General features: G+C 69.3%; 11 protein-coding genes. 5 read left to right on the forward strand and 6 right to left on the reverse strand.

Translation table 11 applies throughout. The features are described from left to right. Positions 1-251: 251 nt before the first annotated feature. The 4 genes from IPG61_19140 (at position 252) to IPG61_19155 (ending at position 6,865) form a co-directional block, all read left to right on the forward strand. On the forward strand, positions 252-5,030 hold the full coding sequence (locus IPG61_19140) for a VCBS repeat-containing protein (protein MBK6736139.1): 4,779 nt from the start codon (positions 252-254) through the stop codon (positions 5,028-5,030). 227 nt (positions 5,031-5,257) lie between these two features. Then, complete coding sequence (locus IPG61_19145) at positions 5,258-6,256, forward strand: D-alanine--D-alanine ligase (GenBank protein ID MBK6736140.1); 999 nt, start codon at positions 5,258-5,260, stop codon at positions 6,254-6,256. A 54-nt stretch (positions 6,257-6,310) separates the two neighbouring features. Next, positions 6,311-6,529, forward strand: a complete 219-nt coding sequence (locus IPG61_19150) for a hypothetical protein (protein MBK6736141.1) — start codon at positions 6,311-6,313, stop codon at positions 6,527-6,529. 36 nt (positions 6,530-6,565) lie between these two features. Further along, entirely contained in the window at positions 6,566-6,865 is a 300-nt protein-coding gene (locus tag IPG61_19155; GenBank protein ID MBK6736142.1) for a hypothetical protein, read from the forward strand. A 112-nt stretch (positions 6,866-6,977) separates the two neighbouring features. On the opposite strand, the gene IPG61_19160 is transcribed toward IPG61_19155, so the two are convergent. After that, the gene (locus tag IPG61_19160; protein ID MBK6736143.1) at positions 6,978-7,850 is read right to left on the reverse strand and encodes a hypothetical protein; all 873 of its coding nucleotides are present in this window, start codon (positions 7,848-7,850) and stop codon (positions 6,978-6,980) included. A gap of 231 nt (positions 7,851-8,081) precedes the next feature. Here IPG61_19160 and IPG61_19165 point away from each other — a divergent pair, with 231 nt between their 5' ends. Beyond that, positions 8,082-8,348: a hypothetical protein gene (locus tag IPG61_19165; protein MBK6736144.1), complete on the forward strand. Its 267-nt coding sequence runs from the start codon at positions 8,082-8,084 to the stop codon at positions 8,346-8,348. A gap of 64 nt (positions 8,349-8,412) precedes the next feature. Here the strand turns inward: IPG61_19165 and IPG61_19170 are convergent, their stop codons facing one another. The 5 genes from IPG61_19170 to IPG61_19190 all read right to left on the reverse strand — a co-directional run bounded on the left by IPG61_19170 (position 8,413) and on the right by IPG61_19190 (position 15,907). Next, positions 8,413-8,592 carry a hypothetical protein gene (locus IPG61_19170; protein MBK6736145.1) on the reverse strand — a complete coding sequence of 60 codons (180 nt, stop codon included), beginning with the start codon at positions 8,590-8,592 and terminating at the stop codon, positions 8,413-8,415. 5 nt (positions 8,593-8,597) lie between these two features. Beyond that, the gene (locus tag IPG61_19175) at positions 8,598-10,049 is read right to left on the reverse strand and encodes an FAD-dependent oxidoreductase (GenBank protein MBK6736146.1); all 1,452 of its coding nucleotides are present in this window, start codon (positions 10,047-10,049) and stop codon (positions 8,598-8,600) included. Positions 10,050-10,152: 103 nt separating this feature from the next. Further along, positions 10,153-13,224 carry an efflux RND transporter permease subunit gene (locus IPG61_19180; protein ID MBK6736147.1) on the reverse strand — a complete coding sequence of 1,024 codons (3,072 nt, stop codon included), beginning with the start codon at positions 13,222-13,224 and terminating at the stop codon, positions 10,153-10,155. Further along, positions 13,221-14,450: an efflux RND transporter periplasmic adaptor subunit gene (locus IPG61_19185; protein MBK6736148.1), complete on the reverse strand. Its 1,230-nt coding sequence runs from the start codon at positions 14,448-14,450 to the stop codon at positions 13,221-13,223. Before IPG61_19185 ends, IPG61_19180 begins: the two co-directional genes overlap by 4 nt. Then, positions 14,447-15,907, reverse strand: a complete 1,461-nt coding sequence (locus IPG61_19190; GenBank protein ID MBK6736149.1) for a TolC family protein — start codon at positions 15,905-15,907, stop codon at positions 14,447-14,449. The genes IPG61_19185 and IPG61_19190 overlap by 4 nt, the downstream gene beginning before the upstream one ends. Positions 15,908-15,936 lie beyond the last annotated feature (29 nt).

The following is a 15,936-nucleotide window of genomic DNA, read 5'->3' on the forward strand; positions in this document are numbered from 1 at the left end:
GGGTGGCTCGCGAATGAAGGCGCATTATCAGGCCGCAGGCATGGCGATGCGGGCGGCCGCGCAGGGCAGGTCCTTTGCCGGACCGATTCGAAATGTGGTACCCTTTGTCGAGGCAACCGGAGCGCACGGACGCGCCCCGCAGCGTAAGGTACACGCTCACGCCACGCTCCATCACCCCGCACCGGAGGCCATGCATGTTCAGCCGCGCCCCTGGCATTCGTTCCCTGTTGGCGATATTCGGAGCCGCCCTGATGTGGGCCGCCTCCACCGTTCCGGCATGGGCCGCATCGTCGCCTGCCGGCGCCGTCATCCACGAATCCGGATTCGACATCGCCCGACTGGCCTGGCGGCCGGACACGAACGGCGGCGTAGCCGTCGAACTGCCGGACACACGCCTGCTGCCGGAGCCGGGCCGGCTGCTGATCCCGGTACGGCACCATCTGCTGGTGGTGCCTGCCGACCGGAGCGTCGAGAGCATCAGCATCGAGCCCATCGCCACGCACCCGGTGAAGGCCCCGGACCGCCTGGCGGTCGCAGGCGATGTGTTCACCACGCGGGGCGGGAAGCTGGCCACCGGCGATGCCGGACCCGCGACGGACTGGGCCGTGGCCCATTCCGTTCAGTGGTGGCGGGGCTACCAGCTGGTGACCGTGACCGTGGCGCCGCTGCGGCCGCTGGCCGGCGATGATGCGACTGCGTGCGAGTTCCTGGATGCCTATGCCGTGCGGGTGTCCTACGGTGCGGATGGCGGCCGACAGGAACGCGCCGTGCGCGAACGTCGGGTGCCTGGCGAGGCCGAGGAAGCCCGTCGCACGTTGGAGCAGCTGGTCGACAACGCCGACGCATTGCCGCTGATCGCGCGCCAGGACGGCGCCGACGTGGCCGTGCCGGCCGGCGGCTTCCAGCCCGACAAGACGCCGAGCCTGTCCGGCAGCCCCGTGACCTGCCTGATCATCACGAACGCGGCGCTGGCCCCCTCTTTCCAGGTGCTGGCCGACTACCGCACCGCGCGGGGCATGCCGACGGTCGTGGCCACCCGCGAGTACATCGCCGCGAATTTCCGCAACGGCTCCGACATCCAGGAGACCATCCGTCTCTACATCCGCGACGCCTACGAGAAATGGGGCGTGCAGTACGTACTGCTGGGCGGCGATTCGGAGGTCATTCCCCCGCGCATCATCTACAACAGCCTGTATCCCCCGAACAGGTACACGGCAATCCCCTGCGACCTCTATTTCGCCTGCCTCGACGGCAACTGGAATGCCGACCCCGATGCGAACTTCGGGCAGCCGGCGCGCTACGAGAATCCGGGCGATCTGGTCGATTTCGCCGAGGAGGTCTACCTGGGCCGCGCCCCGGTCGACAACACGACAGAGGCAGACCTCTTCGTGCAGAAGGTCATCAACTACGAATCGCAGGCGGCCGGCGCCGCGTGGACGAACCGGGTGCTGTTCGCGGCCGAGGTGCTGTTCCCCGAGACCTACACCCCGGGGACGACGATCTTCATGGACGGCGCCAGCTTCGCTGACGAGCAGGTGAACAACCTTGTCGGTCCGTGCACGGACATGGAAACCCTCCGGATGTACGAGACCGACGCCCTGTTCCCCCGCGACCTGCCGCTGACGCGCGCCACCCTGATCGACTCCCTCAACACCGGGCACTACGGCGTGGTCAACCAGATCGGGCACGGGTACTTCTTCAACATGTCGGTGGGCGATGCCGATTTCATGACCACCGACGCCGACAACCTGACGAACGGCGACCACCAGTTCCTCCTGTTCGGGCTGAACTGCGCCTCGGCAGCCTTCGACAACAGCTGCCTGATGGAACGCTTCCTGCAGAACCCGAATGGCGGCGCCGTCTGCGCGCTCGGCTCCGTACGCGAAGCCTTTCCCACCGCGGCGAACTACTACCAGCAGGAATTCTTCTCGCAGATGTACTGCCTCGGCGAGTATCGTGTGGGGCGCCTGATGGCCCTGAGCCGCCTGCCGTTCCTGGCGGCGACCGTGGACAACTACCTTGATCGCTGGACATACGAGAACTACACGCTGCTGGGCGATCCCGCCCTGGCGTTGTGGAGCGCCGCACCGAAGGCCATCACCGTGACGGCGCCGGCGAGCATCGCCGCCGGCCAGAGGAACGTGGCCGTGACCGTGACATCGGGCGGCACCCCGGTGGCCGGCGCGCAGGTTTGCCTGGCCAAGGCCGGCGAGGAACTGGTCTGGGGCACGACCAATGCCGCCGGACAGGTCACGCTGGCCTTCCTGGCGCCCAGCGCCGGCACGGCCGTTCTGAAGGTGACCGGCCGCGACCTGGCCGCGCACTCCCGCTCCATCCCCGTGACCCTGAGCACCCGCTACCTGAAGATCACCGGCCTGCCCCTGGCAGACAACGGCACGGGTGGCAGCATCGGCAACGGCAACGGCGTCATCGACGCCGGGGAGCGCATCGCCTTCACGCCAACGTACGTGAATTCGGGCACCTCATCCGCCACGAGCCTGCGTGGCGCGCTGACGACCACCACGCCGGGAGTGACCGTGGTGACGGCCAGTGCCGCGATGAGCAATGCCGCGGCAGGTGCGACGACGGCGACCACGGCGCCGATCCTCGTCGATTTCGCCAGCAGCCTTCCCGATGGGCACCCGATTCTGTTCCGCTCGGATGTGTGGTCGGGCGCGACCCACTGGTTCTCGGAGATCACGATCCCGCTGAACGCACCCGAGCCCGAGGTCGACACGCTCGACTGGCAGGACACGGCCTGGGGCAACGGCAACGGCATCGTCGAGAACGGCGAACGGGTGGCCGTCACCGTCGACGTGAAGAATTTCGGCGCCGGCGCCTCGGGAACGCTGACCGGCCGGCTGCGGACGGCCAGCCCGAACGTGGTCCTGCACGACACGCTGGCCACGTGGACCTCGCTGGGGCTGCTCGGGCACGGCACGGCCGGCGCACCCTTCTCGCTGGCGCTGGCCGACACCGCCCAGGACGGTTCGGCGTGGCTGCTCATCCAGGATGGGTACGGACGCCAGATGCGGCACGACTTCACCCTTCGCCGTCCGGCAGTGCCGACCGACCTCGAGGCCACGACCGAACTGGGACCCGACACGATCGCGCTGACCTGGGATCCCCCGACCGGACCGGTGGTCTACGGGTACAACGTCTACCGCGCGAATGCCGCGTCGGGCCCCTGGACGCGCGTCAATCCGGATGTGGTGGCCGGCGTCTGCACCTTCACCGACACCGGCCTGCCCCTGCTGACACCCTTCCACTACCGCGTGGTGGCCGTGGATTCGACGCGTGTGCCCGGCCCTGCCTCGACGGTGATCAGCCTGTCGACGGCACCGGGCGAGATGGATGGCTTCCCCGCCGCCTTCAACGGCGAGACGAGCGGCCCGCTGGCCGTGGGCGATGTCGACGGTGTCGGCGGGTCGGAAGTGGTACTCGCCAGCAGCCAGGTCTGGGCCTGGCACCACGACGGCACCGAGTTGCGGGACGGCGACGGCCAGGCCCTCACGCTGGGCCAGTTCTCGAACTTCCCCATTGGAGCGCTGGCGGAGTTGTCGGCCGTGGCCATGGGCGAACTGGACGGCGTGCCGGGCCAGGAGTTCATCGTCAGCCAGCGCAGCCCCGAGGCCAAGGTGCACATCTTCAAGGCCGACGGCAGCGAACTGCCGGGCTGGCCGCGCGCGTTGACGGGCACCGCCGGCAACCCCTTCAACTGGGCAGCCCCGGCGATCGGCGACATTGACGGCGACCACCAGCCCGAGATCGTGGTCAACACCCTCAACGGCGTCGTCTGGGCCTGGAACGTGGACGGCAGCGAGGTCCTCGACGGCGACACCGATCCCGCCACGAACGGTGTCCTCTACATCCGGCCGGGCGCCACCTGGGAATGGTCGCGCAGCGGGCCGACGCTGGTCGACCTGGACGATGACGGCGCCAGGGAGATCGTCTTCGGCACCAAGAACGACGCGAGCGGCCAGAAGCGGCTGATGGCCCTGCGTCACGACGGCGCGTTTCCGCCCGGATTCCCGCGGGTGGTCAACGGCTCGGTCCATTCCGATATCGCGTGCGGCGACCTGGACCGCGACGGCCGGCCGGAGCTCGTCTTCTACGACAACTGGCGCTATGTCTACGCCGTGAAGCACGACGGCACGGACTATCCCGGCTACCCGCGCCTGATGCCGTACAACGCGAGCGGCGAATGGGTGAACAGCCCGGCGCTCGCCGACCTGGACGGCGACGGCTGGCTCGAGATCATCTACACGCCGAATTCCACGGGCCTCAGTGCGAAGCTGGTGGTCCTCAGCACGAAGACCAGCGACGGCACGTCGGGCCTGGTCAAGTCCGGCTGGCCGGTGGACCTGCCCGGGTCCTCGGAAGCAAGCCCTGTCGTCGGCGACCTGGACGGCGACGGCGTGCCTGAGATCATCCAGGGCATCGGCGGCGGCGACATCGGCGCCCCCTACAACCTGTACGCCTACCACGCGAACGGCCTGCTGATGAACGGCTTCCCGATCACGTTGAGCGGGCCGGTGCGCACGTCGCCGGTGGTGACCGACCTGGACGGCGACCTGGACGTGGACCTGGTCTACGCCGGCTGGGATTTCCGCTGCCATGTCTGGGACCTGCCGTTCGCGCACAGCCCGTTGGTGGCGTACTGGCCGACCTACAAGGGCAACATGAAGCGCGACGGGACCCTGTCGTCACCGGGCGTCTCGGCCGTGGATGGACGCGAGATCCCTTCGGCGCCGCTTGCCCTCGGGCTGCCCTACCCGAATCCGTTCAATCCGTCGGTGTCGGTGCAGATGTACCTGGATTCCACGCGCGCGGTGACCCTGGCCGTCCACGACGTGCGGGGCCACCGTGTGCGCACGCTGTATTCGGGTCGCGTGGACGCCGGCTGGCGCACCGTGGTGTGGGACGGGCAGGACGATGCGGGGCGCGGCGTGGCCAGCGGCATCTATTTCCTGCGCGCGGAAAGTCCCGGCACCACGACCCTGGTTCGCAAGCTGGCCCTGGTCCGCTGACCGCACCTGCAACCGGGATCCGGCAAGGCCGGCCGTGTTCGCGAGAGCACGGCCGGCTTCTCTTCATCGGTCACTGCAGACATCCTCGACGGGACCGTGCCCACTATGCTATCGTTCACGCTCGAGCGGTCGTGACGTGGCCGCGGGCGGCAGGACGTCCGAGCCCAGGTTCCGGAACGTCGCACCCGCCCTTGACTGACCTCCCAGCCGTGAAAGGCCGCCCTCACGTGCGCATCTGCCTGCTGACTCCCCAAGACCTGGAGACTACGCCGTTTCCCGCCGATGACTGGCCATGCGACCCGCGGCCGTACCTGCCGGATGCAACCTGGCACGTGGAGACGCTGGAGAAGGAAACCTCGGTGCAGGCCATCCGTCGCCTGGCCCGCGAGGGCTTCGACGTGTTCTTCAACCTCTGCGACGGCACGCCCGAGTGCAACGTACCGGGCATCGAAGTGGTGCGGGCGCTCGAGCGCCTGAACCTGCCGTTCACCGGCGCCACCTCCGAGTTCTACGAACCGTCGCGGGTGACGATGAAGCGCGTCTGCCGCGAACTGGGCATCGCCACGCCGGCCCATGTGCTGGCGCGCACCGAGCGTGACGTCGAGCGCGCCGCGGCCAGACTGCGCTACCCGCTGATCGTCAAGCACCACAGCAGCTATGCCAGCGTGGACCTGAGCCGCGCCTCGCGCGTGGCGAGCGAAGCCGGCTTGCGCCGCCAGGCCCGCAAGATGATCACGCGGCACGGCGCCGCGCTCATCGAGGAGTTCATCGAGGGCACCGAGTGCACGGTCCTGGTGGCCGAGGTGCCGGGCCGCCCGGAGCGGCCGCGCTCCTACCCGCCCGTCCAGTACAGTTTCCCCGAGGGCGAGACTTTCAAGCACGAGAAGATGAAGTGGGTCGACTACGACCGGATGTCGTCGGGCCCGGTCACCGACCGCAAGCTGGCGCGGCGGCTGCAGGACGAATCGGCCAGGTTGTTCGTCGCGCTCAAGGGCGCCGGCTTCGGCCGCTGCGACATCCGGGTGGACAGCGAAGGCACGCCCTGGATGCTCGAGATCAATGCCAACTGCGGGATCTATTTCCCGCCCGACGGGTTCGGTGGCGCGGACATGTGCCTGGCCCAGGACCCCGAAGGTCACATCGGTTTCACGCGGCGCCTGGTGGAAGCGGGCCTGTGGCGGCATCGCCGGCGCAAGCGTATGGTGCGCGGCGCGAACCGGGACTAGGTTGTGCCCCATTGGACCGTGCTCGATCGGGTTGCACAGACAAGGAGCGTGCGCTTGAACCGGAAGTTCCTCACTCGCCTCTTGCCGCTGATCGCGCTGGCCGTCATGGCCACCGCCTGCGGCGACGACGACCCGGCCGTGCCGGGTACCTCCGCCGTGCCCGATTTCGCGGTCCTCGACGTGAACCCGGCCTCGCCGACCGGCGCGCAGGTTGTCTCACCGCGCGACTACCTGCAGAAGGTCTCGGCCTGGTATTTCGGGCACGCCACCTGAGGCTACTGTGTTAGCCAGTTCGGCTACCTCGACATATTGCAGGACGAGATCAGGGGCGAAGGCTGGGCCGACAACGTCCAGATCCTCGGCGTCAACCAGGTCGGCTACGAAAGCGGCAATGCCGCCGCCTGCGTCGGCAAGGACCTGCCATGGCTGCAGGAGACCGCCCAACAGCTCATCTGGTCGCCCTGGGACATCACGTATCGCGACGTCATCATCCTGGACGGCTCGAACCGGAAGGTGTCCGTCTACAACCTGACAGACCACGACCTTTCCCAGCCGGGAAACTACGCGGAACTCAAGGCCCTGCTGCGGTCGGCGGCCGAGGCTCCCTGAGGCCTGTCCGATCGGGGAGCCGGAAAGACAGAGCGGCCGCCGGGTATCGGGCCCGGCGGCCGCTCACTTCGTTCCAGTCTCTTCATTCCACTCTTCGCGATGCCGCCGGGGCTCAGCGCCCGCCCTGGGTCACCTTCAGCTGCGACTCGAAGACGGCCTTGCGCACCTTGCCCAGCTGCACTTCCTGGTCGGCCAGGTCCTTGCGCTTGCCGGCCTGCTCGACCTGGGCCTCGAGCACGCGGCCTTCCAGCTTCGTGATCTCGGCCTGCAGGCGATTGAATTCGCGGGCCGCGCCCGGGTCGACCGTGCTGGTAATGGACGCCCGTTCGCGGCGATTGACCGCGAGGTCCATCTCCAGGCGGCAGGCCTTCTCGGTCGCCTCGTGGTAGGCCCGCACCGCACGGGCGGTCTCGATCTCACGCTGGCGCAGGTCGCGCCGCTTCTCCAGCAGCTGCTTCTCGCTGCCGGCGTACTTCTTGCGGGCTTCCAGCTCGGTGCGCTTGCCCTCGTTCTTCTCCGTCTTGGCAAAACCGATCTCGGCTTCCAGCGCCTTGATCTCGCTCACCTTGATCTCGATGCGCGACTCGGCCAGCTTCGCCAGCATGCGCGCCCGCTCGGTGCGACGCTCGGCCTGGGCCTTCTCGGCGACCGCGTTCTGCAGGTCGCGCTGGATCTCGGCCTCGGCGCGGTAGTCCACCAGCACCGTCAGCGTGTCGGCGGTCGCATTGAACAGCGGCGCCGTGGCGGTCGGGACCGCGACGGCCGACTCCGGCCAGGGACTCGCCGCGGGGGCAGCCACGGGAGCAGCCATCGGCTCGGGCTCCGGCGCAGGCGTCACCGACACCGGCGGCGCCGGCAGGTCGACCGGCGCCGACAACGAGTCGACGGCGGCGGGCGCGGGATCGGACTGGGCGGCGGCCGGCAACGCCACAGCGCACAGCGCCAGGGAAACAACGGCAGTCAGCACGAACGAATGACGGAACATGGACCCACCCCCGGATAACGCCGCCGACCGCGCTGCATCCCGCAGCTCCGGCCCGGCGGCCCCTCACGTGATCGGTTGGAAGGCCCCCAGAATAGCCCGAGCGACGGCCGCGGGCAAATCGGGAGCGGAAGACGCGAAAATGGGCGCGGCATTCCCGCGTCACCGGTGCTAGTCTGGCGGGCGCGTGACCCGGACGGATCACGAGCCGACCCGCCAAAGGAGGCACCGGGGATGGACTGGCTTCGCGAACACCTGACCAGCCGGCTGGACCGGCTCTTCGTGGTGCTGGGCGCCCTCTGCGTACCGCTGGCCCTGCTGATGGCACACGCCAAGAGCTACACCGTCGTCGACCAGTTCGGTCGCACGGTCCAGACGCGGGCGCATCCCCGTTACGGCCCGTTCTGGAAGATCCTCGTCACGGCGCTGCTGGTCGTGATCGCGGTGCGGGCATTGATCTTCGCCGTGGGCTGGGTCGCGAAAGGCTCCACGCGCCGGTAGGCCGCCGGGCGGCCGGCGATGAACGGCGGCGCGCTTCTTCAGGTGCCGGGCAGGCGACCGCTGCTCATCCGTGCTTCCCGTGGCTCTTGCCGATGATGCGGATCATCCGCAGGTTGATCTCCGCGAAGCGCCAGAACTGCCACGGCAGGAAAGTGCGCAGGAAGACGGTCGAGCGTGTGGGCTTGGTGGCGTAGAACGCCTCATTGAGGTGTTCATCTCGCGCCCGCTGGTCGGTACTGTTCATGACTCCTACTCCGGGATGAGGCGCCAGCCGGGCAGCAACCGCGCCTTGTACAGGAACATGTGGTGCAGGATGATCTTGATCCAGTGACCGGCCAGCCCGATCTCGCCGAACGTCAGGTCCAGGTCGCGGCCGTACTCGGGGTACTTCTCGAAGTCGGGAACTATGGGAAACACCGTCATGGCGGCCGCGGTTCCCGTGAACGGGTTGGCGCCAGCCGAGGCGACGCAGGCAGCCCCCATCTCGGCCATGGATGCCGTGTGCCGGGGCGTGGTCGCACCCCCGACCAGGTCGCAGATGTTGCGCGCCACGGCCTTGCCGATCATCGCCGACGGCATGCCGGTCCGCGGCGGCGCCGGCGTGATCGCCACGCCCTGCGGATTCTGCCGCGGCCGCGAGATGGCGTGCGGCGGCGCGAAGGCGATGCCCGCCGCGAACAGGTTCGGGTAGGCAGGCGACTGGTAGGTCCGCGGCCAGTCGCGCGCCGACCACTGCTCGTACGGCTTCGGCGCGTAGTCGCCGTCCACCCGCATGAAGCCGCTCGGCATGAACACGCCCGAGGTGATGTCGGCGCCCATGCGATCGAAGGCCTGCAGGCCGACCCCCGCGAACGGGGGCAGCAGCATCGCCAGATCGAACTCCTGCGTGCGTTCCTCGCCCTCGAGCGTCACGTAGTGGGCCCGGCCCGGCTCGACCTGGCGCACATGCGCGCGGGTCAGCCAGCGCAGGCCGCGCTCGGCGAACAGCGACTCGGTGAAGATCTTGCTGGGCGTGATGTAGCCGCCGCGTTGCACGTGCATGCCGCCCATGCCGAAATCGCCCATCTCGTACTCGTTCGAGATCCAGGTGATGTCGGCCTTGTCGCGCACTCCGCGCGCCCGCAGCTCGAATTCCAGGTTGACGATGTACTCAAAGGCGGCGCCCTGGCAGGTGCAGCCGCCATGGCCCGTGCCCACCAGGAAGCGTTGCCGCTCGCCGCGGCGCATGCGCTCGACCGCCACGGACAGGGCCTGCGCCGCCGCCGCGGCATGGTCAGGGGTGCACACCGAAAGGCTGTGCCCCGCCGGCCCCAGGCCCGGCGTGGCGCCGAAATTGAGCTTCGGGCCGGTGGCGTTGATCAGGTAGTCGTAGCGGATCTCCGAACGCGACGGCTCGGCCCCGGCGGTCGATTCCACGACCACATAGGGGCGCGCATCGTCGACACCGCCCTCCGGATGCAGCGCCACGGCCCGCGCCTGCACGAACTCGATGCCCGCGCGCGCGTAGACCGGCGCCAGCGGGAAGACGACCTGCGCCGGCTTCATCAGCCCGACGCCGACCCAGATGTTCGAGGGGATCCAGTTGTAGTCCGGGCGCGGCGAGACCACGACCACGTCGTGCTCGCGTCCCAGCCAATGGCGGGCGAAGGCCCCGGCGGTGTGCCCCGACACACCGGCGCCGAGAATCACGATCCGACTCATGGTGCCGCCTTTCGCCGCGGCGGGAAGCACCGTCGTGGCTCCAACCTCATACCACAGCCTGAAATCGGCGGCAAGCGGCGCCTTTCCCGGGTGCGCCCGGCGGTCAGGCTTCGGCCCGCTTCCGACCCCGCCCCAGCCACACCTGCAGCCGGTCCAGGTACGTGAAGAACACCGGCGTCACGTACAGCGTGATCAACTGCGAGAACAGCAGGCCACCCACCACCGTCAGGCCCAGCGGCTGCCGCGCCTCGGCGCCGGCACCCATGCCCAGGGCGATGGGCAGCGTGCCCATGAGCGCCGCCATCGTCGTCATCATGATGGGCCGGAAACGGATGCTGCAGGCCTTGACGATGGCCTCCTCGGCACCCAGCCCCTCGCGCCGCGCGTCGATGGCGAAGTCGATCATCATGATGGCGTTCTTCTTCACCACGCCGATGAGCATGATCAGGCCGACGAAGCTGAACATGTCGAGTTCCACCCGGAAGATGAGCAGCGTCAGCAGCGCGCCGAACAGGGCGAAGGGCAATCCGGTCAGGATGGTGATCGGGTGCACGAAGCTCTCATAGAGGATGCCGAGGATCATGTAGATCACGAGGATGGCCAGCACCAGCATCGTCAACAGGCCCGACTGGGAGGCCTTGAAGGCCTGCGCCGTGCCAGCGAAGCTGGTGGTGATCCCGGCCGGGAGCGTCTCGAGCGCGGCCCGGTTCACGATCTCGACGGCCTCGCTCAGCGCCACGCCCTCACCCAGGTTGAACGACACCGTGACCGCCGGCAACTGCCCGGCGTGGTTGACCGTCAACGGCCCCACTCCCGGCTCCAGCCGCGCCACGGCGCCCAGCGGCACCAGCTGTCCGCCGCTCGCGCGCACGTAGAGCTTCTCGAGCGCCGACGGGTCGCGCTGCGCCTCGGGCAGCAGTTCCAGCAGCACGTTGTACTGGTTGTCCGGCGCCAGGATGGTGGTCACCTGCCGCGTGCCGAAGGCCGAGTAGAGTGTCTCCTCGATGACCTGCGGTGTCACCCCGAGCGAAGCGGCGCGGTCGCGGTCGATCACGACGTTGATCTCCGGGTTGCTCACGCGCAGGTCGCTGTTGATGTCGCGCAGCTTCGGTTCCTGCCGCAGGCGTGCCTCCAGTTTCGGCGCCGAGGCGTAGAGCGCGTCCAGGTCGGAGGACTGCATCGTGAACTGGTAGAGGCCCGAGGCGAAGCGGGCGCCGATGTTGATGGCCGGCGGGTTATTCAGGAACACCTTCAGGCCGGGCACCTTGGCCAACTCGCGGCGCAGGCTGGCCACGACATCGTCGGCGCCCAGCGGCCGCTCGTCGCGCGGCTTCAGGCGCACGAAGAAGCGGCCCTGGTTCCCCGACGAGGTGGGGCCGCCCGCGCCCACGCTGGACATGAAGACATCCACGTTCGGGTCCTTCGCCAGGACGGCCGCGGCTGCCTGCTGGTGTTCCTTCATCGACTCGAACGAGAGCCCCTCGGCGCCCTCGGTGGTGCCGTTCAGGAAGCCGGTGTCGGCCGAGGGGATGAAGCCCTTGGGCACCACCCGGAACAGCACCAGCGTGCCGGCGAAGATGGCCGCCGACAGCAGGAGGGTGGCGCTCTTGCGGCGCATCGCGATGGCCAGGGTGCGCTCGTAGAACGCGAGACCGACCACCCACACGCGCTCGATGCCGTCGTAGAAGCGGTTGTGCTTCATGTGGTGCGGCTTGAGGAAGCGGCTGCACATCATCGGGGTGAGCGAGAGCGACACGAAGCCCGAGACCAGGATGGCCACCATGATGACCACGGCGAACTCCTGGAACAGCCGCCCCATGATGCCGCCCATGAACAGGATGGGGATGAACACCGCGGCCAGCGACAACGTCATCGAGACGATGGTGAAGCTGACTTCCCTGGCCCCGTCGCGCGCCGCCTGCAGCGGCGGCTTGCCCATCTCCATGTGCCGGTAGATGTTCTCGAGCATGACGATGGCGTCGTCGACGACGAAGCCCACCGACAGGGTCAGGGCCATCAGCGAGATATTGTCGAGATTGTAGCCGAGTGCAGACATGATCGGGAACGTGCCCACGATCGACATGGGCAGCGCCAGGCTCGGGATCATCGTCGCCGAGAGGTTCCGCAGGAACAGGAAGATGACCAGGATGACCAGCACCAGAGTGAGCCCGAGCGTAAGCTTGACGTCGTGCACGGACTCGCGGATGGGGTCGGCGCGGTCGAACATCACTTCCAGTTCGGTCGAGGCCGGAAGCTGGTCGCGGAACGTGGGCAGCAGGTCGCGCACGGCATGGGAAACGGCGTCGGTATTGGTGCCCGGTTGCCTCTGCACCGCAAGCATGATCGCGCGTTCGCCCTTGAACCAGCTGGCGGCCTTGTCGTTCTGCACGCTGTCGACGACCCGCCCCAGCTCCTGCAGCCTGACCGGCGCCCCGTCGCGCCAGGCCACGATGATCGGCCGGTATTCCGCGGCCGTATTCAACTGGCCCGTGGCCCGCACCGTCAGGTTGCGTTCGCTGCCGTAGAGCGTGCCCGTCGGCAGGTTGACGTTGCTCGACTGGATCGACTGCACGACCTGGTCCAGGCCCAGCCCGCGCGAGGCCAGCTCTCCCGGATCCAGCTGGATGCGCACGGCGTACTTCTGCGAACCGTAGACCTGCACCTGCGCCACGCCGCTGACCATCGAGATGCGGCGGGCCACGGTCGTCTGCGCGTACTCGTCGACTGTCGACAGGGGCAATGTCGGTGAACGCAGCACGATGTAGAGGATCGGCTGGTCGGCCGGGTTCACCTTGCGGTACGAGGGCGGCGAGGGCATGTCGCGCGGCAACTGGCGCTGCACATCGGCAATGGCCGCCTGCACGTCCTGCGCGGCGGCGTCGATGTCGCGGTCGAGGTGGAACTGGATCGTGATGTTGGTCGAGCCCATCGCGCTGCTCGAGGTCATGTTGTCGATGCCGGCGATGGTCGAGAACTGCTTCTCCAGCGGCGTGGCCACGGCCGAGGCCATGGTCTCGGGGCTGGCGCCGGGCAGGCTGGCCGAGACCGAGATGGTCGGGAAGTCGACGTTGGGCAGGTCGCTGACCGGCAACTGCCGGTAGCCGATGACTCCGGCCACGAGGATGGCCATCATCACCAGCGTGGTCATCACCGGCCTGTGGATGAAGACGTTCATTTGCCGCTGCCCTGGGCAGGTGCCGCCGGCGCCGGCTTGTCCTTCACCTGCACGGCGCCGCCGGGCACCACGCGGATCTGGCCGTCGATGACCACGGCCTGGCCGTCGCTGAGCCCGCCGGCCACCACGCTTAGCCCGCCCACCGTGCGCAGCAGGGTGACCGGGACGCGCTGCGCCTTGGCCTCAGCATCGACCACGTACACGAACAGCCCGGCCTGGCCGGTCACGACCGCGGCGGCGGGCACCGTCAGGGCTTCCTGCTCGATCGCGAGTTCCACTTCGACGTCGACGAACTGGCCGGGCCAGAGCGCCTGGTCGGTGTTGGCGAACTCGGCCTTCATCGCCACCGTGCCGGTGTTCGGGGCCACGGCGTTGTCGACGAAGACGAGGCGGCCGCTCACGGCCTCCGCTTCAGTCGCGCCCGCCGGCCTTGCCCTCACGACGAGGGCGCCGCCGGCCTGGTGGCGCCGCACTTCGGGCAGGCGGCTGCCGGGCAGGGCGAAAGCCACCCGGATCGGGTCGAGCTGGTTGACCACGACCAGCGGCGGTCCGCCGATGGCCACGACGTTGCCCAGCTTGACCAGGGCCGCGCCGGCGCGCCCGGCCACGGGCGAGGAAACGGTGGCGTAGGCCAGGTTGAGCTTCGCCTGGCGCACCGCGGCCTCGTCGGCCAGCACGGAGGCGGCGAACACGTCGGCCTGCGTGCGGGCGGCGTCGGCCTGCTCGCGCGTGACATAGTCCTTCTCGACCAGGCGATCGTACCGTTCGGCCTGCGCGGCGGCGTTGGCGGCCTGCGCGCGGTTGCGGGCCAGCTGCGCCTCGGCAGCGTCGAGCGCGGCCTGCAGCGGTCGTGCGTCGATGCGGAAGAGCACCTGCCCGGCGCGCACGTCCTGGCCCTCGGTGAAGGCCACGTCGGTGACGACGCCGCCGACCTGCGGCCGCACCGCCACCGATTCGATCGGTTCGACCGTGCCCACGGCCGCCACCAGCACCGCGACCGGCTGCGCCTTCACCAGACCGGTGACGACCGGCGCCGCCGCCGGGCCGCGACCACCGGGCCCTCCGCCGGCTCTGGCCCCGCTGCCGCCGGGCTTCGCCGCCCCGGCCTTGTCGGCAACGGCCTTGTCGGCCCCGGCCTTGTCGCACCCCGTGCCCAGGCCCGTGACAACAGCCACGACCAGCAGCACGGCCAGGCCCGATGCGCTTCCAGACTTGCGCCACTTCATCGTTCGACCTCGGGATGCGGGTTGCCTTGGGCCAGCGGATTGTCGCCATGAAGGCCCAGCACGCCGGCGTCGCGCGCCAGCTGCGCCAGGGCGATGAACCAGCCGAGCCGCGCGTTGACGTCCTGGGCCCGCGCCTCGGCCAGCGCGCGCTGCGCCGAGAGCAGGTCGAGGATGCTGCCCACGCCCTCGCGGTAGCGGCCGCGGGCCACCTCCTCTGAACGCGAGGCGCTGGCCAGCAGTTCCGCCACGGCGCGCACGCGCTCGTCGGCGGTCAGGAAATCGCTGTGGGCGACGAAGATCTCGTAGACGACCTGCTGCCGCAGCGCGCGGGCGCGCTCGCCGGCGGCGTCGGCCTCGGCCTGCGCGCGCGCCAGGTCATGACGGCCGGAGAAGCCGCCGAAGAGCGGCAGGTTCACGACGAGCGAGCCGCCGGAGCGGTCTTCGTAGTCGTCCTGCCCGTCGGTCCAGGTGCGGCCGGCCGAAGCGCCGAGCGACAGCGAGGGCAACAGGTCCGAGCGTGCGGTCCGCACGCGGGCCGATGCCGCTTGCGCGCGGGCCTGCGCCGCCTGCAGGTCGGGTCGCGCAGCGACGGCGCGCGCAATCAGCGTCTCTACTTCGTGCGCGATGCCCGCCACCGGGATGGCCGGTACCGCGATCTCCACGTCGTAGGGCACGTTCGCCGGATACCCCATCGACACGGCCAGCGCGCCGCGCGTGATGCGCACCTGGCCCTCGGTCGCCAGCAGGTCCAGCTGCGCCTGGGCGCGTGCCGTGCGTGCCTGCAGCACGTCGGCGATGGTCGCCAGGCCCACGTCATGGCGCGTCTCGGCCGCGACCACGCTGCTTTCGGCCTCGGCATACGAGGCGCGATTGGCCTCGAGGATGGCTTTGGCCCCCGCGTAGCGGTAGAAGGCCGATTCGACGGTGAAGATGGCGTCCTGGATGACGGCGTTGTGCGTCCAGTCGGCCGCCAGCAGCGTCTGCTGCGCGGCTTCCACGCGACCGCCGCGGCCGCCAAAGTCGAGCAGTCGCCACGAGAGACTGACGCCGGGACCGTAGGTGGTGGACCAGTCGCCGCCGCTGCCGTTGCCGCGGGCCAAACCGACAGTGGCGTCGACCTGCGGGAAATAGTCGCCGCGGGCGGAACCGTAGGCAGCTGCGGCGGCTTTCGCCTCGGCCCAGGCGGCGCGCGTGTCGGGACTGTTGGCCAGCGCAATGTCGACGATTCCGGCAAGGGTCAGGCCGGTGAGCTGCCGTGACACCGCGTCCTGATCGGGCAGGTCGGGCTGCGCCGGGGCAGCTCCCGCTGCCTGCCGGGCGGGCGGTGTCCACGGCACATCGGCGGAAGGCGCCGTGCCGGCCACGCCGGCCACCCGAGGCGGCGCCATCGAGCAGCCCGCGCACACGATTGCGGGCAGCAGGAGAGCCGCCGAACTGAATCCGGTCTTGCGGGACATGGTCGTTCGATTCCTGTCCGGGTTCGAAG

The organism is bacterium, assembly GCA_016703265.1.
GTDB lineage: Bacteria > Krumholzibacteriota > Krumholzibacteriia > LZORAL124-64-63 > LZORAL124-64-63 > CAINDZ01.